This window comes from Flagellimonas eckloniae, assembly GCF_001413955.1.
Taxonomy (GTDB): domain Bacteria; phylum Bacteroidota; class Bacteroidia; order Flavobacteriales; family Flavobacteriaceae; genus Flagellimonas; species Flagellimonas eckloniae.
This window is the reverse complement of sequence record NZ_LCTZ01000002.1, coordinates 3,870,007-3,896,236: the sequence shown is the minus strand read 5'-3', so window position 1 is coordinate 3,896,236 and position 26,230 is coordinate 3,870,007. Positions and strand designations below refer to the sequence as shown.

General features: G+C 37.9%; 25 protein-coding genes and 1 other RNA gene. 12 read left to right on the top strand and 14 right to left on the bottom strand.

Annotated features, from left to right (window positions below; genetic code table 11):
• Nucleotides 1–144 precede the first annotated feature (144 nt).
• Nucleotides 145–963, top strand: coding sequence for a 3-deoxy-8-phosphooctulonate synthase (gene kdsA, locus AAY42_RS16765; RefSeq protein WP_055398012.1), 819 nt, complete (start codon nt 145–147; stop codon nt 961–963).
• Here the strand turns inward: kdsA and AAY42_RS16760 are convergent.
• Complete coding sequence (locus tag AAY42_RS16760; protein WP_055397291.1) at nt 960–1,340, bottom strand: DUF1801 domain-containing protein; 381 nt, start codon at nt 1,338–1,340, stop codon at nt 960–962. The genes kdsA and AAY42_RS16760 overlap by 4 nt on opposite strands.
• 23 nt (nt 1,341–1,363) lie before the next feature.
• Between AAY42_RS16760 and AAY42_RS16755 the strand changes: the two genes are divergently transcribed.
• Nucleotides 1,364–2,350: a transglutaminase domain-containing protein gene (locus AAY42_RS16755; RefSeq protein ID WP_055397290.1), complete on the top strand. Its 987-nt coding sequence runs from the start codon at nt 1,364–1,366 to the stop codon at nt 2,348–2,350.
• 87 nt (nt 2,351–2,437) lie between these two features.
• Here AAY42_RS16755 and AAY42_RS16750 read toward each other — a convergent pair whose 3' ends face one another.
• The 3 genes from AAY42_RS16750 to AAY42_RS16740 form a co-directional block, all read right to left on the bottom strand.
• A complete protein-coding gene (locus tag AAY42_RS16750) occupies nt 2,438–4,408 on the bottom strand; it encodes an alpha/beta hydrolase family protein (protein WP_082433486.1) in 1,971 nt (656 codons plus the stop codon).
• 168 nt (nt 4,409–4,576) lie between these two features.
• A complete protein-coding gene (locus AAY42_RS16745) occupies nt 4,577–4,852 on the bottom strand; it encodes a hypothetical protein (RefSeq protein WP_055397286.1) in 276 nt (91 codons plus the stop codon).
• An 83-nt stretch (nt 4,853–4,935) separates the two neighbouring features.
• Entirely contained in the window at nt 4,936–6,141 is a 1,206-nt protein-coding gene (locus AAY42_RS16740) for an NAD(P)-dependent oxidoreductase (RefSeq protein WP_055397284.1), read from the bottom strand.
• Nucleotides 6,142–6,325: 184 nt separating this feature from the next.
• On the opposite strand from AAY42_RS16740, the gene ssrA reads away from it, so the two are divergent.
• Both ssrA and AAY42_RS16735 read left to right on the top strand, forming a co-directional pair.
• Nucleotides 6,326–6,725, top strand: a transfer-messenger RNA (tmRNA) gene (gene ssrA / locus AAY42_RS18000).
• Nucleotides 6,726–7,337: 612 nt separating this feature from the next.
• Nucleotides 7,338–7,622 carry a hypothetical protein gene (locus tag AAY42_RS16735; RefSeq protein ID WP_055397282.1) on the top strand — a complete coding sequence of 95 codons (285 nt, stop codon included), beginning with the start codon at nt 7,338–7,340 and terminating at the stop codon, nt 7,620–7,622.
• Between the two features lie 179 nt (nt 7,623–7,801).
• Here the strand turns inward: AAY42_RS16735 and AAY42_RS16730 are convergent, their stop codons facing one another.
• Together AAY42_RS16730 and AAY42_RS16725 are read right to left on the bottom strand one after the other, a co-directional pair.
• Nucleotides 7,802–8,518, bottom strand: a complete 717-nt coding sequence (locus AAY42_RS16730) for a hypothetical protein (protein ID WP_139063760.1) — start codon at nt 8,516–8,518, stop codon at nt 7,802–7,804.
• A gap of 57 nt (nt 8,519–8,575) precedes the next feature.
• Nucleotides 8,576–8,866, bottom strand: a complete 291-nt coding sequence (locus AAY42_RS16725) for a PadR family transcriptional regulator (protein WP_055397278.1) — start codon at nt 8,864–8,866, stop codon at nt 8,576–8,578.
• 163 nt (nt 8,867–9,029) lie between these two features.
• On the opposite strand from AAY42_RS16725, the gene AAY42_RS18185 reads away from it, so the two are divergent.
• From AAY42_RS18185 to AAY42_RS16705, 5 genes are all read left to right on the top strand, one after another.
• Complete coding sequence (locus AAY42_RS18185) at nt 9,030–9,221, top strand: hypothetical protein (RefSeq protein WP_175288780.1); 192 nt, start codon at nt 9,030–9,032, stop codon at nt 9,219–9,221.
• 483 nt (nt 9,222–9,704) lie between these two features.
• Nucleotides 9,705–10,142 carry a hypothetical protein gene (locus AAY42_RS16720; RefSeq protein ID WP_055397276.1) on the top strand — a complete coding sequence of 146 codons (438 nt, stop codon included), beginning with the start codon at nt 9,705–9,707 and terminating at the stop codon, nt 10,140–10,142.
• 3 nt (nt 10,143–10,145) lie between these two features.
• Nucleotides 10,146–10,514, top strand: a complete 369-nt coding sequence (locus AAY42_RS16715; protein WP_139063758.1) for a hypothetical protein — start codon at nt 10,146–10,148, stop codon at nt 10,512–10,514.
• A 10-nt stretch (nt 10,515–10,524) separates the two neighbouring features.
• Nucleotides 10,525–12,096 carry an FAD-binding protein gene (locus AAY42_RS16710; protein WP_055397272.1) on the top strand — a complete coding sequence of 524 codons (1,572 nt, stop codon included), beginning with the start codon at nt 10,525–10,527 and terminating at the stop codon, nt 12,094–12,096.
• 26 nt (nt 12,097–12,122) lie between these two features.
• Complete coding sequence (locus tag AAY42_RS16705; RefSeq protein WP_222836844.1) at nt 12,123–12,803, top strand: N-acetylmuramoyl-L-alanine amidase; 681 nt, start codon at nt 12,123–12,125, stop codon at nt 12,801–12,803.
• On the opposite strand, the gene AAY42_RS16700 is transcribed toward AAY42_RS16705, so the two are convergent.
• From AAY42_RS16700 to AAY42_RS16665, 8 genes are all read right to left on the bottom strand, one after another.
• Nucleotides 12,800–13,219, bottom strand: coding sequence for a hypothetical protein (locus AAY42_RS16700; RefSeq protein WP_139063757.1), 420 nt, complete (start codon nt 13,217–13,219; stop codon nt 12,800–12,802). The genes AAY42_RS16705 and AAY42_RS16700 overlap by 4 nt on opposite strands.
• A gap of 111 nt (nt 13,220–13,330) precedes the next feature.
• Nucleotides 13,331–14,401, bottom strand: a complete 1,071-nt coding sequence (locus AAY42_RS16695; RefSeq protein WP_082433484.1) for a M4 family metallopeptidase — start codon at nt 14,399–14,401, stop codon at nt 13,331–13,333.
• A gap of 83 nt (nt 14,402–14,484) precedes the next feature.
• Nucleotides 14,485–15,396 carry a hypothetical protein gene (locus tag AAY42_RS16690; RefSeq protein ID WP_139063756.1) on the bottom strand — a complete coding sequence of 304 codons (912 nt, stop codon included), beginning with the start codon at nt 15,394–15,396 and terminating at the stop codon, nt 14,485–14,487.
• Nucleotides 15,393–15,767: a hypothetical protein gene (locus AAY42_RS16685; RefSeq protein WP_055397262.1), complete on the bottom strand. Its 375-nt coding sequence runs from the start codon at nt 15,765–15,767 to the stop codon at nt 15,393–15,395. The genes AAY42_RS16690 and AAY42_RS16685 overlap by 4 nt, the downstream gene beginning before the upstream one ends.
• Nucleotides 15,768–15,835: 68 nt before the next feature.
• Entirely contained in the window at nt 15,836–16,309 is a 474-nt protein-coding gene (locus AAY42_RS16680) for a hypothetical protein (RefSeq protein WP_055397260.1), read from the bottom strand.
• A gap of 22 nt (nt 16,310–16,331) precedes the next feature.
• A complete protein-coding gene (locus tag AAY42_RS16675; protein ID WP_055397258.1) occupies nt 16,332–17,408 on the bottom strand; it encodes a ComEC/Rec2 family competence protein in 1,077 nt (358 codons plus the stop codon).
• A 9-nt stretch (nt 17,409–17,417) separates the two neighbouring features.
• Entirely contained in the window at nt 17,418–18,851 is a 1,434-nt protein-coding gene (locus AAY42_RS16670; protein ID WP_055397256.1) for a hypothetical protein, read from the bottom strand.
• A complete protein-coding gene (locus tag AAY42_RS16665; RefSeq protein WP_055397253.1) occupies nt 18,852–19,997 on the bottom strand; it encodes a caspase family protein in 1,146 nt (381 codons plus the stop codon).
• 608 nt (nt 19,998–20,605) lie between these two features.
• Here AAY42_RS16665 and AAY42_RS16660 point away from each other — a divergent pair.
• From AAY42_RS16660 to AAY42_RS16650, 3 genes are read left to right on the top strand one after another with little or no spacing between them, the layout of a single operon-like run.
• Entirely contained in the window at nt 20,606–23,374 is a 2,769-nt protein-coding gene (locus AAY42_RS16660) for a family 78 glycoside hydrolase catalytic domain (protein WP_055397252.1), read from the top strand.
• A gap of 19 nt (nt 23,375–23,393) precedes the next feature.
• Nucleotides 23,394–24,731 carry a sulfatase-like hydrolase/transferase gene (locus AAY42_RS16655; protein ID WP_082433482.1) on the top strand — a complete coding sequence of 446 codons (1,338 nt, stop codon included), beginning with the start codon at nt 23,394–23,396 and terminating at the stop codon, nt 24,729–24,731.
• 12 nt (nt 24,732–24,743) lie between these two features.
• The gene (locus tag AAY42_RS16650) at nt 24,744–26,228 is read left to right on the top strand and encodes a sulfatase (RefSeq protein WP_055397250.1); all 1,485 of its coding nucleotides are present in this window, start codon (nt 24,744–24,746) and stop codon (nt 26,226–26,228) included.
• Nucleotides 26,229–26,230: the final 2 nt, after the last annotated feature.

Here is a 26,230-nt window from a genome sequence, read left to right as displayed (position 1 = left end):
CCTATTTTTAAGCCCGCAAAGATACTCCGATTTCTTTGCATGACAACCTAAAGGAATGTTATTTTTATCTTGTTGATTTTGAGACAATTCGCAAGAATGGTTCAGAAACTAAAACCAGTATCTTTGCAATCAAATAAAAGAGGCATGAATTTGGAGTTTATTCCACAGATAAAACACACCAACGGAGATAACTTTTTCTTACTGGCAGGCCCCTGTGCCATTGAAGGAGAAGAAATGGCATTACGAATAGCTGAAAAAGTGGTCAAGATTACCGAAACGCTTAAAATTCCATATGTTTTTAAAGGAAGTTTTAAAAAAGCCAATCGGAGTAGAATTGATTCTTTTACCGGAATTGGAGATGAAAAAGCTTTAAAAATCCTTAGAAAAGTTTCCGAAACCTTTAAAGTTCCCACAATTACAGATATTCATACCGAACAGGATGCTGCTATGGCTGCCGACTATGTGGATGTACTGCAAATACCCGCATTTTTGGTTAGACAGACCGATTTGGTAGTCGCAGCTGCCAAAACGGGCAAAGTGGTCAACCTTAAAAAAGGGCAATTCATGAGCCCGGAGAGTATGCAACATGCTGTTAAAAAAGTAACGGATTCTGGAAATGACCAAGTTTGGATCACAGACCGTGGAACCATGTTCGGCTATCAGGATATGGTGGTGGATTTTAGAGGGATTCCTACCATGAAACAATACGCACCAGTAGTTTTAGATATTACACATTCGCTGCAACAACCCAATCAGTCCTCTGGGGTTACCGGGGGCCGACCTGCCTTAATAGGAACCATGGCCAGAGCTGGTATTGCAGCAGGGGTGGACGGACTCTTTATGGAAACCCATTTTGACCCAAAAAATGCAAAAAGCGATGGGGCCAATATGCTGGATTTGGGCTTGCTTGAAAAACTATTGACGGATTTGGTGGCTATCCGAAAGGTTGTGAACTCACTTTAACTTAAATCACTTTTCTTATAAAATCCTTTCTTTCTCAAAGTAAAGGCCTCTTGCAAGACATCAACCAAAATTTGGTCTTCAATTTCTTCCAAGGTTGAATAACGCAGGGATTTGACAACCTTACGTTTTTCGGAAATCATTTTATCCAAATGTTTGGTGAGATGGGCAGAATTCCAAAAAGCAATATCAACATAGCCTTTTTTCTGGGAGACATTCAAATAGCAAATTGGACTTTTTCCAACATAAAAGCAGGGAATACGCCATTTATATTTCATTTCTACACTAGGAATGGAGGCTGTAATAACTACCTGTAGGTGTAATAAAATACTTCGGAAAGGTTCTGGTTGGTTCAATATGTAATTTTCGGCGGGATTCATATCTTTAAAGAAAGTTATAACTAATGAGATACTTGATATTGGTGTTTATCTTCTTTTTGACTTCTATTTGTTTTTCACAGGATTATTACCAGGTAGATTCCAAAGTTAAGAACTATCCCGAGTTCTCCAGTCTTACTAATTTATCGATACGAATAAAAAACGATTTCGAAAGCAATTCGGAAAGAGTGAGAGCGGCTTTTACATGGATTGTATCAAACATAAGGTATGATGAATCTTTGGACACTTTTTTTGCACCCAAACCAAATTTGGTTTACCTCTCGGAACGGGGAAGAAATCATCAAATACAAAAAAATACCGGTAAACGAATCGCCAAAGCCTTCCGTTCAAAAAAAGGTACTTGTATAGAATATTCAATGCTTTTGCATAAACTGTGCCTTACTTTCGGAATTGATTCCCAAATTATTAAGGGTATTGCCAAAACCGAAATAAAAAACTTTAAAGGTGAACAACTGTTCAAAAACCACTCTTGGAATGTGGTCAAATTAAATAATGAATGGGCATTCATTGATGCAACTTGGGCATCAGCCTATTTTGAATCTAATTCCAAGAAAATTGTACATGAAAGTGCTGAACATTATTTTTTAACACACCCTTCTTCATTTATAAAGACACATTTTCCTGCTAATCCAGATTGGCAATTGTTATCACCCATGGTTGATATTGATTCTTTTTTTAATGGCCCAATTTTTTTTCCAGGCTACTTCGCCAATGGAGTTGCTTTGGCATCCAACATGGATGGTTGGCTCAGGCTTTCTAAGGACAATGATTTTCTTATCCGTTTTGAAAAACTACCTAAAAAAAAGAATATGCAGTTTTGGATATCTGAAACTTCAGAACTCAAAAAACTACGGCTTAAAAAAACAGAAAACAACGAGTACGTTTTCAAGTCTAGATTGAATAAAAAATTACAAGACAAGAAAGACCTTGTTTTAATTTGGGATAATCAACCAATACTAGCTTTTAAGATTCAAAAAGGTCATGAATTTTAGGGACGGGAATAATCTCAAAATTTGCATTCGTAATTAACTTCAATGGTTTTGGATATCTTTTTCCCTTTCCAAAGAATTCTAAATAATTTATAACTTCTTGAAGAACTTATCACTCTGCTCTAGAATATACCCAATACTACTGCTGTTTCTCATACTATGTCCAAGAAATTCCATAGTAGTAAATTTGTCTTTCCTACCACGCTTTTCAAACTCTTTTCTCATTATTTCTGCTTGTTCAAAAGGTACTATCCTGTCATTTCTACCATGAAATACCATTATTGGTTTGGTTATTTTATCCACATAATTAATTGGCGATATCTCTTCATAATAACTTTTACCCCTATTCCCCAATACAGTTCTCCAATATTCATAAGTAAACTTGTTGTCTTCCTCTTTTTGGGTTTTTAGCCAGCTTTTTAAATCCGTTGGAGCTGCAATGGCAACTCCACCAGCAAAAGCTTCTGGGTATCTAATCAAGCTTAAATAAGCAGCATACCCCCCGTAACTATGCCCAAATACATATCTCCTCTTAGTATCAATATTATAGTGTTCCTGAATGTAATTCTTAGCATCAATTATATCATCAATCATCACGGTATTGATAGCTTCAACACCAGCAAGTACATGTTCTTTCCCAAATCCTACCGATCCTTGAAAATTAACTCTCAATACCGCATAACCTTGATAGGCAAAGTATTGCGCATAAGGGTCTAATTCCCAATAATCCCTTGACCAAGGTCCTCCGTGAGGAATCACTATTAAAGGTGAAGAATTATTTTCATCATCTTTATTATAGTTTGGAGGAAGATTGAGATAAGAAGGTAAGTGCTTTCCATTTCTGTTCTTAATCCCAATACTTTTTGTTTTTGATAAAACGTACTCATCAAGTTCTGCATTAAAGTTTATCATTATTTTATAATTATCCTCAACAACATTATAAATTCCTATATTACCGGCATAATTATCACTCCATTGATGGATAACAAATCTATTATTATCAGAATCTACATCAAGGATATCATTAAAATAGGTTCTAAATTTTCTTCTTACCTTAGCATATGCAGTTTTAAAATCATTGGAAAAAGGAATAAAAACTGGTGTAACACCCTCATATCGTACACCTCCTAATTCTTTGTTTTTGTAATCATACAAAATGCGTATTTCCGTACCCTCTGGATTCCCAACATCACAATTTTTATCTACAGCAATGGTATCTAAAACTCGTTTTTCTTTGTAATTATAACTAATCAGCTTGCGCTTATCATCATTTATATTACTTGTTAAATAGATAACATCCTTGTCAAAACTGCTTCCTTCAAAAGTTAAATTTTGATTTAGAAAGGTTCCTGCCTCATATTGTAGATTATAGAGTTTATCAGAAATATTAATCTGCAAAGGAGCCAATTTTTGGGTTTCGCTGTCTTTTACAAAATATTTCCAGCCTAACTCATTCATTTTGATTCCAACCGCTGGCCTTCCTTCTTTATCAACAATCCATGAATTTATTTTATCATAAACGCCATCTATAACACTGAACTCCTCACCTGTGTAGATATTAACCCTTTTGATTTTAGAGTAGCCTTTATAATCTAATGATTGAACTAAAATCTCATCCTCATTAACTTTAAGTTCGGTAAAAATCTTACTTAATCGATACTTCTTACGATTATTATAACGGTTTATATAATGAGTTTTATCAAATATATGATTTACAAGAATGACATTATTTGTCCCTTCAATATCAATTGCATAAATTTTTCCATTGGAACTATAACTAATTCGTTTATTGGTTAACCACAGTAAATCATAAACTGGTTTAGCTCTTAGTGGTATTCGGTACAATATCTCATAATTATCTATATCAACTATTATTACCTCATTTGACACATCACTCTTTAAAAGTTGCATAAAATATTTCCCATCAGGAGAAATTGAAAAATCACTTTGCGTAGCTTTAGTAAATAATAAATCTGCCGAAAGAGGCTTATTTGCTGTAGTCTGAGCAAAGCATAAATTCATAAAAAGGATGAGGAAATAGGAGATATAATACTTACTCATTGGTTAAGTTTTGTTTAAGAACAAAGGAAGTAAAAATCCTACTAATAATTTTCCTTGACCATGAAATACTTTTTAGTCTGGGCCATACAAAAGTATGGCTGATGACATTCGCATTTGGTTTTTTTCTTTGGATGGTCTTTTCCGTTTTTCGCTGGGTTAAGCAATAGTTTAAACTGCTGAGAACAATGCGGAGCCATTTATTTCCTTATCAAAATCATCTCGAATACGGTCAATATAGTTGTGAGGGGTTTTTTCTGAAATCCAAACCCACTGGTTTTTAATGTCCACATCAAAATGGAAGGCTGAAAAGTCTCCATATAATTCATTATCCAATCGAGATAATAGGAATTGAGTAATTCTGGGTCTTAAGCGGTATTCTAAATCTATACAGATTTTTTTAATAGATGGAGTAGTGTCTCCATTAATTACCCAATTGAACTTCACAGGTTTGTTTAAAATTGAAGCTCAAGATAAGAAAAAAAGACTACCGGTATAAAGTTCTACTTTGTCGTTAGACCAATGACTTTTTATTCAAGACCATCAACGTACTTTTGCAAGTAAGCGTACCTTTTTGTAAGACTTCCATTTTTGGTCATTCTTGCCCTTTCCAGAATGCCATCTTCATCATTGTTGAAAAATGCGGGGATCACATATTTTGAAAAAGCTTCCCCAAAGCCAGTACTAGCATCCCTAGGCAGTTCACAAGGTAAATTATCCACTGCCATGACCCCGATAGCATTGGGGTTTTTAAAATCAGTTTCTTTCTCTGTAATTGGATCATAACCATAAATGGGTTCTGCAATAGTGGAAGCCTTTATTGTTGATGCCACCGGGCCATCAATATCGCAACTGATATCCGCGACCAGTTTTATCTTAAAGTTTGGATGTTTTGCATCTTCACGTGTATATAAAAACGGTGCACCATCGCCATGGAAATGACCTGCAATATAAAAATCGGTTACTTCTGTAAAACGGAAGAAGTTGGATTTATATTCTTGAGGATTAGCAAAAAAATCAGCTTTATTACCTCTTACACCATCCTTACGTTTATTGTATTCTGATGCATCTATCTGACAATATACAGGTTCGTTGAATGTATCTGTTAAGTATTCCGATACGTTCACTTTTTTTAGCCCCATGGCATCCAACATTTCACGAGAACCGTTGCCTACCCTACCCCTACCCGTCAATAAAATCTTAATGTTGGGCAACTTTACTTTTTGAAGCTCAGAGATCAATGCCTTTTGGTCTTTCAATGTTTCCGCTTTGGGTAGGTTGAATAGATTAAATTTTAACCCATACGCCCGCATTCCGTTGTAAGCTCCCACAATTCCGGCATACCGCCCAAAGGCCACCAAACGTTGTCCTTTGCTATTGGTAATCACCTCATGGTCATAGAGTTCTATGTTCTTTTCCAATATTGCTTTTAACAATGGACGGTTATAGGGCTGCTTTTTTATGGTATGGGAAAAGAAAAAGTATTTCTTGTTGGGAATAAGGGCATCTATGGGTACTTCTTTTACCCCTAGCAGAACATCGCATTTTTCCATTTCTTTTGATACGGAAATACTCTTTTGTTGGTATTCTTCATCAGTAAATACCCTAATTGGTGATGGTTCGACAAATATTTGTGAGTCGGGAAAGGCGGAAAGGACATTTTGGCACTCCGTTGGGGATAGTACCACTCTCCTATCTGGGGGATTTTTACGTTCTCTTATTATTCCAAACTTCATATCTATTCTGGTATAATTGTTGACCTAAAATAAGGGTATTGAAGAGGTGGCACAAACTTTTTTCTGGTTTGATGGATAAAAGTTAACTTTGCCGCCCGCGTTAGGGATAGAGGCAAGTACCGTGTACAGCCGATAGCCCGCCCTTTTTAATAAAAAGGAACGCCATATTTGTTCTTTGAATTATGGGGCCGACCGGTTTTGACAGCGAGACCAATGGCGATGTAAGCATGCCGAGCGCTGGGATACAGCTCGTTAATCTCATTTTCCACACTTTTAATTGGCGATAATAATTACGCTCTTGCCGCTTAATCTGAATTATAGTAGGATTTAGCCTCGTCCTTACTAGGTAGGGAAGCGAGATGTTCCTGGGTAGCCCTTGTTGATGGCGACCCATTTAGGAGCACCAGAAAAGTCAACATAAGGGTGTTGTTCGCTTTGGCGACACCACTAAAACTTTAAGAAGCTAAGTGCAGAATAGGCGGTCTTTGGTCGGTTCTGTATCGAAAATTGAACAAGGACTACGCATGTAGAAAGCATTGATGTTGCTTGTTTGGACGAGGGTTCGAATCCCTCCGGCTCCACTTTTTAGCCACCTTATGGTGGCTTTTTTGTTCTATCATTATTTCTATTACCATACTACTTTATCTGTCAAGAAAGATGATTGTTTATAAAAGGAATCTATTAAAGACAAATATTTAGGTAATTTTGAAGAAGAAGGGGCCGGGATTTGGACACCCGACCAAAGATTCATTTGCCAGTGACTAAAGAGTTTGGACCTCTTTAACGGGAGAACTAGCATTTGAAAGCTCGACTCCTTCAAATTTTCAATAATAAAAATAGAGTACTACTTACTACCAATACCGTATTTTAAAGCTGAGTTATGTGCTACCTGTGTTCAAAGTTAAAGTTGATAACTCAAAAGGACTGTTGATAAGTCATTTTTCTTCAAAAATCAACTAAATTTTAATTAGTTTTCAATCTGATTAAAGAAGTGGGAAAGCTTTACTCCTCTAACTTCACAAATCTTGTGAAGTGTTTTTAATAGGATATTACAACCTTCTTTTTAGGGAAGCTTTTCTTGGTTCGGATTATCGCCCTCGGATTTTTCAGATTTTTCCATTTCCTTTAGCTTCAAACCCAAATCATATCCTATGGAAAAAGACAAAATCATTGACTTGTAAAACCTAGACCTCCCTTTGGAAACTTATTTTGGTTCGTTAACACCTAAGAAAAGGGGTTATAGTGCCACTCATCTGCGGTTTAAAGGCTACCGCAACCTTCTTTTTAAGTTGGAGTCGTTGCTCAACGCCTGCATTTTGGCTTTGGACAATAAAAATTCTGGTAATCATAAAAATATCGTAGAGTCGGATGTGAGCATTTTATCTGTTTTGGAGATGGCGGCACAAATAATTCCGCATGCAGAGGCTGAGTTTTTGGGTGGGGTTAGGGAGAAGTTTTTGGGCGAAAACGGTAATTTGTAACGTGTACCTTTATCTATATTAATACCAGATTGAATAACTGTGATAAAGCAAAAAAGCCTCAAAGGGCTTTTCCAGTAACAACCTATTTCACTAGAATCAAGTTTGTCCCCTTTAGATTCAAAAAAAACTGATTAAGGTTACTATATGACTCCAATAATTATTTCTTCTTTTTTCCTTTTTTACCCTTTTTTACCCTTTTTTTTATCTCGATAAAAGTAATCGGTCAATTTGAAAAACAAGCCGTGATAGATTACACTGGCAATATGTAAACTTATTGCAGTTACTCTATATACCGGAACCATTTCCTCTTCTTTCAACTCGTTAATCATTTCCATAATGTCGGACACAAACTCTTCCCGGCAAGATTTTGGCAATAAAAACTTGAAAATAGTTATTATCGGTATTTCTCCCTTATTTCTTGAAGAACTTACGTAATTTTCTTGAATGGATGTTGAAAAATTCAAATCAGAATGGACATAAACATTACTACCAGTCTGGGTCATGGCAAAAGCTGGTTCAGGAACCAATTCATCCGAGTTTAAATATAGCTCCGAGTAAAATTCACGAACAAGTTTATAAATCATCCGGGTATCATAATACGAATAGGGATGCAATGCCCAAAGTCTTTCCTTACTGGGTAACATTCTGTAAGAGTTATTCAAAAGCACACCATACCGAATCTCGCCGTTTTGTTTATCATAAGCTGTAAACAAATTATCATCAATAAAATTTAGAAATTGAAAACCGTCCGGTGTACCATCCCAAAGTCCATAGACAAACCCTCCCTTGGAATATTTTTCATTATAACCTATCAATCTATCATGATTGTTGGCATAGACAAAAACCTGAAACAAATTACGCTCCAAAAAAACTATCCTCGAGTAACCCAAAGACATGTATTTTTGGCGAAAATTGTTTGCGAAGTTTTGCTGTGCCCTATTCATAATTCTCTATTATATTGAGGTTAATCCAAAATTGGTTAACATTTCACCTTTGAGTGTATCAAAGCAATTTTGCCCTTCTGCAGTAATACGGTAATACTTTCTTCTTCCCGCCTGATTAATTTCATCTCCCCATCTTGATTTGACAAATCCTTTTCGCTCCAAGGATTTCAAACTATTGTACAAGCTGCCTAGCAAAATTTGATCATCCAATTCTTTAAGAATTTGATAACCATACTTCTCATCCGTCTCAATTAATGATAAAATCTTTAATTGCTGAATTGTAATCCCGTAATAGCTCATTCGGTAAATTATATATGTTTCACTTTTACAATATACTTAATTTAATTATAATATACAAATGCTTATAAATTAGATAGCCTATTTTGGGCCGTTAAAGCCCTAGAAAAAGGGTTTTAGTGCCGCTCATCAAAGGTTTAAAAGTTACCGTGACCTGCTTTTTAAGTTGGAGTCGTTGCTCAACGTCTGTATTTTGGCTTTGGACAATAAAAATTCTGGCAATCATGCAGCCATTGTGGAACCGGATGTGAGTATCTTATCTGTTTTGGAAATGGCCGCTCAAATGATTCCGAATGAAGATGCCGAGTTTTTGGATATGGTAAGAAAGCAGGTTTTGATTGTGGAAACCGCTCCATAAAATCATTGGTGTCAGTTGGTTTTAGCGTGTTACCCTATTGCTTTACATTCTTCGCCCTGCAAGCAGTACAAAAAATGTAAACACTGGGTGCTTTATGTACTTATTAAACGAGCGCAAAATCCATCAAATTTTATGGAAACTTAGATTTGAATGTTTCTGCTTATTATTTAGTTATAAATGAATTTAAAATCTGACATCAATAGCTTTTTTAGTACGTTTTTTTGAATTCTCAGATTTTGGTGAGCTATTCGGTGAGCTGTAAAAATGTAAGTATTGTAAAGCCAGTAATCACCTCTATTCCAGAATTAGGTTCTGGTCTTTATACTTCCATTCCTAGGAAAGTTAACATGCTTATCCTATTCTTTTTCAATATATTAGGAATATTTCCCACAAATCATACAAAAAAACCTACAATTCATACATGTCCAGCAAAATACACTAACCTTTTCCCATACCTTATTCATGGATTATAAAAGTTAGGCCATGGACAAAAAAACCTTTCCTTTTAAAACACTTATTTGGGCCGTTGTGGCCATTGCTGCTTTGGTGCTCTTTAAACCTGAAATTGGTAACCTACTGAACAACAGTAATGAAATTGACGTTTTTGGCGTAAACATAAAAGTAAGCGATCAACAATCCGAGGAACTCTTAAAAGAACAAAAAAAGTTTGAGGAACAGGCCTCGGACTTGAATGAACAGATCAAAAATCAAGATACCGCTATTGATTCCCTAAACCTGCTTGCTTCCCATCTGGCAGGACAGATCCAAGGCTGCCAGGGTGCCCAATCCACGGCCAAAAAGATAGATTCCAGCATTAGAAACCTAAATATTTTGAACAAAAACATAAAAAGGGAACCCTTTTTATTGAAGGACTATCAAATTATTAAAATGAACACCTCCAAGGTAGGAACAAACAACTAAGCTATGAGGAGCATCCAACACTCGGTTATAACCGCTGTCATTGCAAGCATCTTTTTGATGTCATCCTGCGTGAGTACACGTATAGAAGCCAGTCCGTATCAGGACAGTATGGAAAATCTGGAATGCCAGCGCAAATCCAGCTGGAGCTATTGGTGGGGCGTGGCGCCGGGGAGTACCAAAACAGTCAGTGCGAACCCTGAAATACAAGATACTATTTGTCCCTGTGCCGAGCAGGCCATGAGCTGGACGGTGGTAAAGACCTCTTTTCCCGACTTTCTATTAAGTCTGGTCACCTTGGGAATCGTGAACCATAGAACCGCTATCTACGGATGTGCCAGACCACAGGGCGGTGAGGGAGATTTGGACAACTAAACACAACACTATGTTACCGGAAGGAATAACGCAACTGCCCATTCAGCAATGGACCAACAAACATGAAAATTTCACCCATAACCTCGTACAGGATGCTTCTTTCAAACTAAGAAATCCCCCGGGGCAAAATCATAAAGAGCGCTACAGAAAGAGTACGGAAAACTTTCAGTGGTTAATGCAACATGCCCTGAACAACAATATTAAACTGCGTGCCATGGGCAGCGGTTGGTCTTTTACCAAAGTAGGGGTTACCGAAGGTGGACTTATTGATACGGCTTCCTTGAATTTCTCGTTCCCCCTGACCCAAAAGTATGTACATGCCAATTATGCCCATGGGCCTGAAGACCTATATTTTGTACAATGCGGCACCATCATCTATGAAATCAATAACCGTTTGGATGCCAAAAATCCACCCAGGTCCATCAAAGCGTCCGGAGCGAGCAATGGTCAAACGGTTGCCGGAGCGCTCTCAACGGGTACCCATGGTGCCGCGTTTAATGTAGGCGCCATTCCCGATTTTGTTGCGGGTTTACACCTCGTGACGGGTCCCAATACCCATATTTGGCTGGAACGGGCTTCCTATCCGGTTGCTTCACAGGAATTTGTGGATTGGCTGGGCGCTGATCTAATACAGGACGATGACCTTTTCAATGCGGCCCTGGTTTCTTTTGGAAGTTTTGGGTTTATCCATGGGGTCATGATAGAGACCGAGCCCCAATTTTTGCTTACGGAACATCGGGTGGGCAATATCCCATATGACGATACCTTGAAGCAAGCTATGAAGACCCTGGATTTTTCCGGCCTTCAGTTACCAGGAACCGGACAAAATGGGGATATGTACCATTTTGAAGTGTTGTTCAACATTCATGATTTTGAGGCCAACAATCCTGCAAAGGGAGCTTTTTTAAAGTATATGTTCAAAAAACCTGTGGTGCCCCATCCTCCAATTCTACGAGATGACAATTTCACCTATGGTGATGATCTTTTAGGAATAATTTCAACAGTTCTGGACAAATTGCCTGGCTCTGGGCTTTTAATACCTGCAATGGTAAATGCCATGTTCAATCTCGCTTTTCAACCTCAGGCCCCTGTTCAAGGGACGGTAAAAGAAATTTTCAACTATACCAAATTCAGGGGTAAGGTGGCTAGTGCTGCGGTTGGAATCGCTATTGAAGATTCGCCAAAGGCGGTTGAGCTTATTGTTGAAGTGAATAAGCAAAAACCATTTCCTGGTGGCTTATCCCTGCGTTATGTAAAGGGAACACAAGCTACTTTAGGGTTCACCAAATTTGCAAATACCTGTGTTTTGGAAATGGATGGTGTGGATGGTAACAAGGCCCGCGAATTTTACGAAGCCGTTTGGAACAAATTTGAACAGGAAGGGGTTCCTTACACCCTGCATTGGGGGAAAATTAATTTCAATCTTAACGAAAACCGTGTCAAGAACATGTATGGTCCGATTAATGTACAGTCTTGGATAGATGCACGAAACCAATTGCTTACACCTCTCGTAATGAAGGTTTTCAATAATAAGTTCATTGAACGTTGTGGATTGGACAAAGTTAATGGTCCAATAGTGTAGATTGAAAAATATTAAAACCAATGCCCATGAATCCTCAAGAATATCATTTTAAATTACCCAAAAAACAATTTGATAAGACCGTAAAGATTCCTGAAGTCTGGTATCCTGGTGTTAAAGACTATTGGGAAGATTGTACATCCAAAAGACTATTCAACCCAATCTTTGGAATTAAGGGAGTGATAATCCACGCTACTGCAGGACATAGTTCATCAGGAGCAGTATCTGTAATGCGAGATGGAAAAGCTAGTTTCCATTGGTTGATTCCTGATGAGGACGAACCGGAACACGGGCAAATCATATGGGCAACTGCTCCAGAAACACTCGCTGCATGGCATGTACGAAATTCTGTTATGCATCCAGAAGTAAATAATGGAACTAACAAAACAAATCACTGGTCTCTTGGAATTGAACTAGTGAACTCCCAAGTAAATGACCCATTTTCAGAATGGCAGGTTAAAATGGTCGCTGATATTGTAAAATATTGTTGGGCGAAATATCCCAATATTGAGGACGTGGTCTCTCATGCAAAACTAGACCCCTCTAGAAGATCCGACCCTGGTATAAATTTTCCTTGGAATCAATTCAAGGAAATGGTCTTAGATGAAGACATGGATGACCTAGTTGTATTCAACGAAATAACAGAAAACAAAATCAACAATGTAAAACTAGCGCCAAGCCTTTCCATAAGTGGGGAATTGTGTTGCTAGTCTTTTTCTTTGCTTCTATCCAAACTCTTGCGAGCCAGGTCTTGAAAGTTATCCCAGCATTCCCAAAAAACAGTGGGAATTGTATCGTTGGCATCTTCTATCCTAATTTTTTGGATTTGGTCACTATCAAACAAAGTAAGTTCCATGGTGCTGAAATCTGCACTTCCCATGGGAGCCAAATACAAAGTGTCCATGCTTTCCAGCCCTCTCCTCATTTGTGAACTTAAAACCAGCTTTTTAAGTTGTCTTTCGGAAAGATTGGAAACTGCTCCGTTAGGATGATGAATCTCCCCATTGGAATAAAAAACCCATTCCCTTTCAAAAGGTAACAATCCTCCAGAAACCTTTTGTCGAACAATAATTTCATCTTTTGATGTTTGTTCAGAAGGATTAGGTTCCTTTTTTTCAATATCCATAGAATCGTTCTCTTTACTATTTTCCGGCAGTCCTTTGCAAGACAAAACTGCCCCGAATAATATCGCACAGCTTAAAATAATGAAAAAAACAGACTTGAATAGATTCATAGACTAATAAATACCCACAAGCTTCCAAGCTCTACGCAAAAGTAAAAATTCCCTGCTTCCATTGCCAAATCTTACAAATGCCTGATTGAGAGTTTCATCAGCCCAATCTACAAAAGTAGCATGCGGATTGTTGATATTTTGTAGGGCATCATACCAAACATGTCCTGCTTGCTCCCAAGATTTGCCTCCTAACATTACCGCATATAAATAAAAGGCGTGGTTAGGGATACCAGAATTTATATGAACACCCCCGTTGTCCTGAGAAGTATTCACATAATGATCCATATGGTACGGTTGTGGGTCTTTACCAAGCAAAGGATCATTATATGCCAACCCTGGGGTCTTCATAGAACGTAAAGCATCTCCATTGATTCCAGGACCAATAATCTCTGCTCCCACCAGCCAATCTGCATCAGATGCCTCCTGATCCTTCTTGTGCTGCTCAGTAAGGCAGCCCATTACATCGGCAAAATGCTCATTTAGGGCACCCGATTGATTTCTATAAATCAGTCCACCAGAGAATTGCACAACTCCATGGCTCAGCTCATGCCCAATTACGGTAAGAGATCGAGTCAACGGTTCAAAAAAGTTGCCATCACCGTATGCCATTTGTGACCCATTCCAAAACGCATTGTCGTAATTGTTGCGGTGATGGACCGTTGATATTAATTTCATTCCGTTTCCGTCCAAGGAATCGCGTCCATAGATATCAGCAAAAAGCCTAAAAGTGTCGCCAGCTCCATCAAAAGCCTCGTCCACCTCTCGATCTCCAGTAGGACCGTCTCCTTCTTTTCTAGCCAATTTACCAGGGAGACCTACTTTACTTTCACCATCGTAGACTTCCCTGTTAGGATTTAAAGGAGCTATGCCGAATACCTCATCCGCAACCTGAAAGCCCCCAGAAGGAATCAATTCATTTCGTCTTTCCCTAATTTCATGAGCCAATTTTTCGAGACCCATTGCTTCTTTCTTCTGCTTGTCCGTTCCCCTCATTTTAATGGACTCCAACATATGCGGAGGCATAATACAATGGATTGAACAATGGTGATGATCGTGATTTTCAAGTGTTTTCATTTTCGTTTGTTTTTTTGTTTGACAAATTGTTGAATCTAAGATTCATTGAATACTACAGTGAACTTTCAATTCTATCAGTTTCACTATAGTTTGAGCTTTAGACTTATCGCATAGAAGGATTGTTTTTCAAAATTCTTGGCCGGATTATCTCCATTGGTATAGTCAAAACCTATTTTAGCCGATTTTTTGCCTTCATTGGCACTAAAAAAAATATAGTTAAAGCTTACTGTGAAGTACCGATGGTCGTTAAAAATTAAGTCTTCCACATTTTCGGAAAAATTGTATCGGTACTGCCAATCCGTGGCGAACTCAAATTTATCTCTGCATTTTTCACTTTTGGGGAATAGAAGAATATTGGAAGTTATCCTTATCAAAGCGCGATATATATAACCTTCGGCACTTTCCGTTTCCGTAGCAATCCTATTTTCATTTTCCAGTCCTACATATGGTGTGTAGATGAATTGAAAAAGGTTTCCAAAATTTACCGTCGTATTTGGAAGCCAGAAAAATTTGGGGTCCAATGCCTTCCCTTTAAAAATTGGTGTGAAATATAAATTCCCTTGAAATGATGAAATTTCATTTTCCTGATCTCTGTTGAATTTAAGCGATGATAAAATAACTGGAGACCAACTTCTATCAGGTTTGGATAAATCTGAGGTTTGCATTTCAAGCGAAAATCCTGTTTGCCAATTGTTCTGTTCTGAATCGACCAAGGTATTTCGATGGTATTCGAAATAAGGGTTTAAAAGGATGATTTTATCTGTATTTTCCAAAAGATCTATGCCTATAGCAGCGCTTAACAACCAGGATTCTTTGTTATTCTTAGGATTGGTATAGGTTATCACTGCCGCTTTGGACATATTATTTTTACTATCAAAAGATTTTCTTAGTATCAACTTATCAAAAAAGGTGCGTGGCTTATCCTCCTCTTCTTGCGAAAAAGTAGTGTTGAACATCAACAAAAGAAATAAGAGTAATCCTTGATCAATTCTCATACTTTAGATTTTACCAGAACGATGCAATCCTTAACTGTTCCCAACCTTTCACATTCCTTTACTTTAACAACCTTGTCAGATTTTAGGTCCTTAACAATCTTTTGAAAGTATGATTTAAGAGATCTCTTGTGATATAAGCTTAACCCTAAATCCAATTTTAAGTTTTGGGATTCATTGATATCTTCAATATCAAAACCACTTAAATCCGATAAAGCTTCGAAAACCTTTCTTTTGATATAGTCATCCGGGTTTCCTTTATCCACTACCAGGTCAACCAACTCTTGCATTCCTGCCAGATTGCTTTTTTGGAGCAATTCCCTTAGCTCCAATAGTTCATCGGCATCCAATGAAAACAAAATTTTTTGCTTCATTTCTTATACTTTAAAACAGTCCTTTAATCCAACCTAAAGCACCTAGACTACATAGTTCTTTATTTCTGCTATTTATTCAGCTTAACAACACCACTTATCAAACTAAATACCACAAGAAAAATAGAAGCCATACCTGCATTGTACCATTCAACCAATTCTTTCCCAGTTGTGGCAAAGGCCCAAACTGCAAAAGCCAAAAAGGACAATACCGCATGTACAACCCATGGCCTATTAGCTTCCCGTTGGAGATAAATATAAATGGGGGTAAACACCTGAAATAAAATGTAACTCCCAATAAACCAATAGTAAAGATTTATATCACCTCCTGTATCGTTATCTCCACTAGCCATTGTGGGTATTAATCCAAAAATTGTAAGATAGCCTGCGACCAGTTCCGCCGGTATTAGCTTTGAAACCTTCTCTAAATAAGATCTAGCCCCTCGCTCTCCTTTGGGTGGTGGTGAAGCTGCTGCTTGTGCATCACCGAATACTTCATCATCGTCTGATGTTGTCCTTTGTGTTTCATAAAATAACCTGCTCATAATTCTATTGTTTTATTGATTACTATAAATTGATTTCTAAGCCTTCTTCCCCTACATTAGGATAAACCGTATTATACCCATGGGAATCTTTAAGTGATTGTATATCCCACACATCGTTGAATTTGGTCTTGTAATTGAAGAATAATTGAGTTCCTGGTCCAGCCTTTTTTATAATTCTGGCAATGGTATCTTGTTTTGGATGTTTAAACCTTGATCCATTGGTGGATATCACATATTTTTTACAATTTATTTTCTCCAATAGTTCAGGACTGGTGTTATGTGAACTCGCATGGTGGGAAACCTTCATTAAATCCAAGTTTATTTTTGATGTTGGAGATATTAAATCAAGGGCTTTAAACAATTGTGATGGGAAAGCATCCCCACAAAAGAGCATAGATTTATCGTCAAATTCGGCCAAAAATGCAATACTACTTCCATTACCCGCCGCTTCATCTTCATGAAAATCCTTCAAAACCAGATTTTCAATATCGGGAATGGAACCCCCTCCAAAATCTTCTTCATCATCTTCGTCTTCATCACTATCTGAGACCAGGGGCGAACCCGGAATCATATTGGCTTCTGTAACTTCTTTGACCCATTGCTTCTTAAGTTCATTCAAATGACCAACTGCGGGAGACAACAAGGTCAACTTCATGCCACCTGGTAATGTAATAGTGGGTAATTCATCATCACCAGCCATAATGGACTTTCCCAAAAAATCAATATTCCATGGAATTTCATGTTTAACTATTTGTATGCTAAGACGTTCTCCCTGAACTGCTCCGAAATCCTCCTCGTCTTCATCTTTGGGTAAATGGTCAAAACCGTTAAACCAGAAATCCCTAACCTTAAAATTCAGGGTGTCCGATTCCTCTAATAAACGTAAAACCCCTTCTATATGGTCTTGGTCAATGTGGGTCACTACAACCAGTTCGAAATCTCTTTCGTCTTCAGGTAAGGCTGCAATCAACTCGTTGATTTCATGTCTTGTGCCCCCAGTACCTCCATCTATTAGAATACGACTCCTTTTTGTGTCATCCCCGTATTCAATCCAGATGCAATCACCAAAACGCGCAGGAAGAAATTTTAGCTTAATCATCTTTTATGTTTATCTGCCTTTTCTAAATCTATCTATTTCACTATCCAAATCGATATTGGATGATCTTACATTCCAGTTCTTGGATGTCTTCAGATTATCTATCTTCTTTACAGCTTCATATATGGATTTGTAGCTTTTACCTGTGTTGGGTTCAACAAGACGGGATCCAGAAACTTGCAAACGAGTGGGGGATTCTTCTTCGGAAATTACTTCGATAACATCATCAGAGGTTAACGAAGTTGCATCGACCAAAACTTTTGAGGGTACATCATAGATATAAACAAGGTTTGATGTGTCTCTTGGGGTACCTCGTCCGGATTTTTTACTTGGAGATGAAAAGTCAGCTCCATTAAAGGTGGTTACAGTAGCACTCCAATCCGCCGCCTCGGCATACTTTCCAATCCTGTCCAAGGCAGATTTTAACTCTTCATCATCTCTATTTGTATAGCAAAGCATTTTTAATCCTTCCCACAACAACCTAAGACCCTCCGTATATATCGGCAGACCTCTTTGTGATGCTTCTAAAAACCGTTTACGAACCTCATTGACGTCAAAACCTCCTGTTCTTCTACCCTGTTTAATGAGCTGCCATGCCCAAATGATGGAGCCATCTGGCAACCAATCTGACCAATTTGCAAGATTTCTGGCCCAATTATGGAGTTGGTCAAATTTTTCAAACTTTAATAAATAATATCCGCCGATTGCGGCAGCGGTTGGATTGGAAACTTTATTATAAAGCAATCTTTCTGCAAAATTATTTGTATCAAATACTTCTTTAGCCTTTGCAGTAGCATTATTTCTCAATAACGTTAAAATGGCCTCTGCTTGCCAATTATCCGAAGTAACCGTAATTTCAAAGGGATGTTCCACCTTTGTGGGACCATTATTGGGTTTGATTAGGCACATGACATTGTTACTTGGTGGCAGTGCAACAAATCGCCAAGGTATTCTTGGACCTCCAACCTGTAGAAATTGTAGTTGTTGCTCCACTTCCTCCAGTTTATAACTTACTCCATCCTCGTCCCATGAACTGAATTCTGAAATGTTCATGTGCTTTAACCTCCAAATGTTATCCTGAAAACACCAAAGTCGAATCCAAGATCCCAGATATTTTGAATCGGTCAAACTTTTCGAGGTATCGGCTATCTGATTGGAAAGATGAGCCCATTCATGAGTTTCATGATTGCTTAAATTCGCAAGATTAAAGTTTATAGTTTTATTTAAACCTGATTTTATTTCGATTACCTCCTCCAATTTTTGACCAGATGGGAGGGTCATGACCACAGCATACATTCCGTTGTCCAAATCCACATTTTGCGCATCTCCACCTTGTATCCAAAACGACTTAACTTTATTGAATTTAGAATCGAGTATCTGTATTTCCTTTGGAATCTCAAGGGACTCACTACTATGTGCAATGGTATTTATCGCTATTGACGCCATCTATTGACATTTTAATATTTCTTTGGAACTCGGCGGAACCACAGAAATGTTTTCATTTGTATTGTTAAATTCAGCGTTTGGAAACGCTGCGCTGATTTTGTAGAGCCCGGAAGGGATTTCCAAATCCCACACCAACTTTGTATTTGGATCTCGACTTATAACATCACCTGAGTTTATGTCCTTACATTGAAATTGGGCATGCTTGCAAGCGTTTTTAGGGTTACATTCCACCGAGAGATGAGCCAATGGAGCATCTTGATGAATCAAGATTTCTGTGGAATCAAGAAAATTGGTGGGAAAACGTTGTTTCTGAACTTTATCAGGTCTTATTATTCCCAAAATGGTATCTGTTCTCGTAGCAATATTTCCTGTAGTTACAGACCATATGCCGTTTTCCTTTGAAGCACCATATCCTTCAAATGCTTTTAACAATACTTGGGTAAAATATGAGGGTTTTCTCTTGGGTCCATGAGCGGTTTCATTATGAGCGGCTGCTTTAATTGTCAAATTATGTGTGCAATCGGGTTCAAGAAAGGTTGGGACATCCAACGGGACATCCGGCAAATCTTTCTGCAGCATATCCCCAGTGATTTGTCTGCAAGAGTCTATGAAAAAACACTGAGTTTTTGCTTTGACCGCATGAAACGCTCTTCGTGTTTTGTCAAAGTTAAAACTCTGCATCCATGGATTGTTTGGGCTTTTACCAAAATCCTCTGCTAACAAATAGTGATCCGCTTTTTCTACCCCATGTCCACTAAAAAAGAATATTGCTACATTGTCTTCATGGGCATTGCAACGCTGTTTCCACTTATCATAGGCTTCTTCTATACCTTCCCTAGTGGCAGGTTCGAATATTTCACCGGGTTTACCGGGTTGAGGGTCGCTCTTTGAAGGTGATATTAACAATTCTATGCTACCCAAGGGTTTGGCAAAACGCATTTTGCTGCTTTGGTGGATTTCCAGCATGGCGTCTTTAAATGCAATTGCGGATCTCGGAGGGGACGTCAATTGTCTTAACAGACCAACTTGGTTTAACAGTTGTTGTTTTTCTTGTTCTCCATCCTTTAGAAAAGGATAACCACCAACCCCTATAATAAAAACATGGGTTTGTGGATCATTACTTGTATTATCAAAAACTAAGTCCATCAATTAAATACTAATTCATGAAACAAAATATCTGAGCGATTTTTGCTTCATATCTTCAACAATTGGTTGTTATCTTAAAGTGCAGGGGGAATTATCTAATTTACGATAAAACACTATAAACCAATTACATAAAAACCTTAAAAAAACTGTGGTTTTTCAGTAATTTTTAGTCGAATCCTTGAAAAAGAGACCGGTTCGGTGAGCGTAAATTTCCAAAAGCTTCAGAAGCCTTTATTTATAGGGATTAATCAAGCAGGTTCTAGTCCCTCCGGCTCCACTGAAATCAAAATTTTTAAACGAAACAAAAAATCGGGCAAATTAAAAGTTCGCTTTTTTGTTTTATGGACTACGTAAATAATAAATGCTCATAATCTTTTTCCACTGGCCAAGCTGCTAGTTCTTTCCGAACTTAATCTAAATACTACAATGGAATTTCTTTTTTATAGATTAAATCCAATAGTTAAGAGAACGGTACAATTAATTAAATTCAATGGGAAAAAATTGTCCTTTACAATGTCGATTCACTATAATGGAGTAACAGCATAGTACAGGATGCTAATTATTAAAAACTCCATTATACTTGTTTCTAAGTTAAGGACACTCAAAGTATGATAAAAAGAATAACATTTGCATACTGTGCTATTGCATTAAGTCTATCTTTTTGTTTTACGAACTGTGGTAAAAAAAACGAAATTTTACCTGCATTTGCACTAACGGTAAATGAAGGTTTCGAAAACCCTATTGGATTCTATAGTAACGAACCTTCATTTTCTTGGAAACTCCCACAAACAACTCAATTTCAAAGTGCCTACAGTATAGCAGCAGCCACCAGTCCAGAACTCTTACCTCACAATGCTGATTTATGGCAAAGTGGAAAGGTCGAATCAGACCAATCCTTATTTATTACATATAAAGGTTCAAAATTAACTTCTAGGCAAAAAGTATATTGGCAAGTCAGGTATTGGGATTCCAACGATAAACCATCGAAATGGAGTGAAATAGCTAATTTGGAATTGGGGCTCTTAAATACTAATGATTGGAAAGGAAAATGGGTTGGATTACCCACAAGGAATGATAGCATAATAGGCGTCAAAAAAACAATCATCCATACGCCTCAACACCTCAGAAAGAGTTTTAAAATACCCTCAAATATTGTATCCGCAAGACTCTATGCTACTTGTAAAGGAGTCTTCAGTGCGCAAATCAATGGTCAAAAGATAAGTGATGCTGTCATGTCGCCGGGATGGACTCCGTATGATAAGCGTATTGAATCATTGACGTATGACGTTACTGATTTAATTACATCTGGAGAAAATACGCTCGGGTTTCAAGTAGCTTCTGGATGGCACTTTGGCCGTATGCTCTGGAACAAACTCATATGGGGGCAATCTGGATCTCCAAAAATTTTATGCCAATTGGAAATAACCTTGAAAGACGGTTCAAAAGAAATTATTGTTTCCGATGACAGCTGGGTCGGTACCACATATGGCCCAATTCGTTTTGCTGAAATTTATGATGGAGAAATCTATGATGCAAATTTTGAGATTTCAGATTGGAGCACTAATACCTTTGATGCCAAGAATTGGAAAGCCGTCGAGATTTCCAACATAGAGGATAACATAAAAATTCAACCAAAAAGGCACTATTCGGTTAAAGAAAAAACCGAACTTTCTGTTAAGGAAATCATTAAATCAGCTGATGGTAGTATCATATTTGACCTAAAACAGAATATGGTAGGTGTTCCCAAAGTAAGAATTCCGATGATAAAAGGTGATACGTTAAAAATTCGCTTTTCTGAAATGTTGGCTCCTGACGGAAGTTTTTACACGGACAATTATCGTTCTGCACATTCAACCGATTATTACGTTGCAGCCATGGATGGAACCATCGAATGGATGCCTAAGTTTACCTTTCATGGGTTTCGATATGTAGAACTTAGTGGATTTGACAAATCACAAGTACCTCAAGAAGATTGGGTCACAGGGATTGTACAATATTCAGATTTTGAATCGAATGGAACATTTACTTCATCACATGAAAAACTAAATCAACTACAAAGCAATATTGTTTGGGGGTTACGGGGTAATTTTTTCGATATTCCCACAGACTGTCCGCAACGGGATGAACGTCTTGGCTGGACAGGTGATGCACAAGTCTTTGCACCAACTTCAATATTTAATGCCGATGTACATTCTTTTTGGAAGAGTTGGTTACAGACCTTAAGGGAGTCCCAATTCGAAAATGGAGGGATTCCGTTTGTTGCCCCCGATGTTCTAAAAAATGATGCGGTAAGTTCCGGTTGGGGAGATGCTGCTGTAATTATTCCTTGGGACATTTATATGCGTACTGGAGACAAATCTGTACTTCTAGAGAATTACCAGATGATGAAGGATTGGGTCGCCCACCATCATAATGAAGCTGAAGACTATATATCCAACATGAATTCTTTTGGTGATTGGTTACAACCTTATCAAGCCAAGGAAAGCAAAAAAAGAGGTGATACTTCCAAAAATCTTATTGGAACTGCCTTTTTTGCCCATGCTTCGCATCTCACCTCAAAAGCTGCTGCGATTTTAAATCATCCTGAAGACAAAGAAAAATATCAAAACCTCTATAGAACAGTTGCAGATGCTTTCGAGAATGGATTTTTCGATGAAAACGGCAGCGTTAAAAATGAACAAGGAACCCAAGCGGCATATTTACTAGCATTAAACTTTGGGTTGCTGTCAAATGAAAAAGAGCAAAAAGCAAAGAAACATTTAATAGATGAAATAAAAGAAGCAAACAATCACCTACGTACCGGTTTTTTAGGCACTCCATTACTACCAAAGGTACTGGATGAAATGGGTGAAATAGACCTTATGTACGAAATACTGTTTAAAGAAACCTATCCTTCCTGGTTCTATTCTATAAATCAAGGTGCAACAACAATGTGGGAGCGTTGGAACAGCTATAGTAAGGAAGAAGGATACAATCCAGAATCGATGAACAGTTTAAACCATTATGCTTATGGTGCTGTTGGGGAATGGATGTATGAGCGCATTGCAGGCATCAAGCCTTTAAAACCTGGATATAAGGAAATACGCATTGCACCAATTCCAGGGGGTGGACTCACCTCAGGGGAGGCCAGTTACAACTCACCCTACGGTAAAATTATTTCATCGTGGAAAATTGATAATGGTATCTTTGAATTAAAAGCTACGGTACCACCGAATACAACAGCTAAAATTCATATCCCAACACAAAACTATGGACAGATTATAGTAGATGGAAAACAAGTATCAGCAAATTCAAATCTTTCTTTACTTAATGAAAATGCAAAATCAATCGAGTTAAAAGCCCAACCAGGTACTTACGTTTTTACTACTCCTTATTAATAAAACAATCAATATCTTAATGAAAACCAGATTCAGAGCCATATTACTTTTTGCCTTTTTGATTGGGTTTAATTCCTGTAAAGAATCAAAGCAGAAAGCAAAAGAAGAAGTTGTAGAAGAAAAATTACCAAATATTGTTTTCATCCTCTCTGATGACCAAGCCTGGACGGACTATGGTTTTATGGGACATAAAGTAATAGAAACACCAAATTTGGATAAGTTAGCTTCCGAAAGCCTGACTTTTGAAAAAGGATATGTGCCCACTTCTCTTTGTTCTCCTTCATTAGCCTCCATCATAACTGGGATGTATCCCAGAAAGCATATGGTTTTGGGGAATGATAGAGTGTTGCCAGGTGAAGTAAGGGAATCAAAAGCACAATGGAAATCTACCCAGAGACCAAAGAACTATAAATCGGTCATTGAAAACTTTAGAAAATGGAATACGTTGCCCAAACTATTAAAGGAAAAAGGATATCTCTCCTTTCAAACTGGTAAATGGTGGTTGGGCAATTACAAAAATGGAGACTTTGATTATGGAATGACCCATGGCGACCCTAATCGTGATGGCAGACATGGCGATTATGGATTGGAGATTGGCCGCAAGGGAATGGATACGCTATATAATTATATTGATTTGGCATTGGAAAAAAAGAAGCCATTTTTTATGTGGTATGCACCATATTTGCCGCACTCACCCCACAACCCCCCAGATAGCCTTTTGCAGAAATACCTGCCAAAAGCACCAACAGAATACGTAGCCAAATATTGGGCTATGTGCGAATGGTTTGATCAAACTTGTGGTGACCTTATTGATTATATTGATAAAAAAGGGGAAACTGAAAACACCCTGTTCGTTTATGTATGCGACAATGGATGGATACAGAATGAGAATGACTCTAGTTATGATAAAATATCCAAGCGCTCACCCTACGATTATGGTTTACGTACACCAATCATGTACAAATGGAAAGGTAAAATCGAACCTAAACAAGATAGTTTGACGCTGACCAGCAGTCTAGATATGGTGCCAACTGTTTTAAGTATAGTTGGGATTGAACAGCCCAAAAACTTAGACGGAATTGACATCTTAGATAAGAGTGAGGTAGAAAAGCGAGATGCCATTTATGGAGAAATTTATAGTCATGATTTTAATACTATTGAGGAGAGCCTTTACTATCGAATGGCCATGACCAATCCCTATAAAATCATCGTGCCAGATGAAACCAATAAACCCAACGAAGAAATCAAGCTGTTCAATATTTATAAAGATCCAACCGAGCAACATAATCTGGCAGCCGAACTTCCTGAAATAGTGGAAGGGTTGAAACAAAAGATTGAAACTTCTTGGAATGAATAACCAAAAACAAGTATGAAAGGTAAAATTCCAATGTTTTTCGTACTATTTGCTTTGTTGTTCAGCGCGTGCCAAGAAGTAATTAAAGAAAAAGATGCTGACAAACGTAATCCACCAAACGTTCTTTTCATAGCAGTGGATGATCTAAATACAATGTTAGGTAGCTTGAACGGACCTGCAAAAACCCCTAATATGGACAAACTTGCATCCATGGGTGTTTTATTTTCTGATGCACATTGCCAAGCACCTCTATGCGGTCCTTCGAGAGCTTCAATAATGACAGGACTCCGATCTTCCACTACTGGTATATATGGAATGGTTCCTGATAATAAAATTATTTCTGAAAACCCTGCGACAAGAGACATTGTTTTGCTTCCAGAATATTTTAAAAAGAATGGTTACCATACGATGGGTATCGGTAAATTATTTCACATTCATGCTCCTGATAGTCTTTTTGATGAGTCTGGTGGAAGGGTCAAAGGCTTTGGTCCTTACCCAGAGAAACGATTTGTATGGGATGGTTTCGGTACTTCAGATAGAAAAAACTATGGTAGAACAAGCACTGATTGGGGAGCATTTCCAGAAGCTGACTCTTTAATGCCAGACCATCAATCTGTAAACTGGGCTATTGAACGCTTGGAGCGTAAACATGACAAACCTTTTTTTATGGGGGTTGGTTTTCTTAGAGTTCATGTACCCCTATATGTTCCACAAAAATGGTTTGATATGTATCCTTTGGATAGTATTGAAACCATGCCTTATAAAGTAGATGATTTGAATGATGTCCCCGAAGTTGCTCTTAAAATCAACGACCTGCCAATGATGCCATCTACAGATTGGGCCATTGAGAGTGGGGAGTGGCCAAAAATCATTCAAGCCTATCTAGCATGTATAAGCTATGTAGACTATGAAATTGGTCGCTTGTTAAAGGCTCTTAAAAATAGCGAGTATGCAGACAATACGGTTATCGTACTATGGTCTGACCATGGTTATCGACTAGGGGAAAAAGGTACATTTGCCAAACACGCGCTGTGGGACGCGGCTACAAAAGTACCGCTAATGTTTGCTGGTCCTACAGTACCAAAGAATAAAATAGTGGCCCAACCTACTGAGTTACTGTCCATCTATCCTACACTGCTTGAACTTTGCGGTCTTCCAGCTTACAAGAGAAATGAAGGAAAGAGCTTGGTTTCATTAATGCATGATAAGGATGATGAAGCATCAGTAGCAATAACAACCTTTGGAATGAACAACCATACTGTAAAATCCTCTCGTTACCGTTATATACGATATGAGGACGGTGGTGAAGAATTCTACGATCATAAAAATGACCCTAATGAGTTTACCAATCTTGCTAGTAGTCCAGCTTACACATTTGAAATGAACCACTTAAAGTCATTTTTACCAAAAGAGAATGCAATTTGGGACTCCAATTCATCTTATAGTTTTCAGCCTTATTTTGTGGAACAGAAAGCACGTGTTAACGGTTCAGAAAAATAACA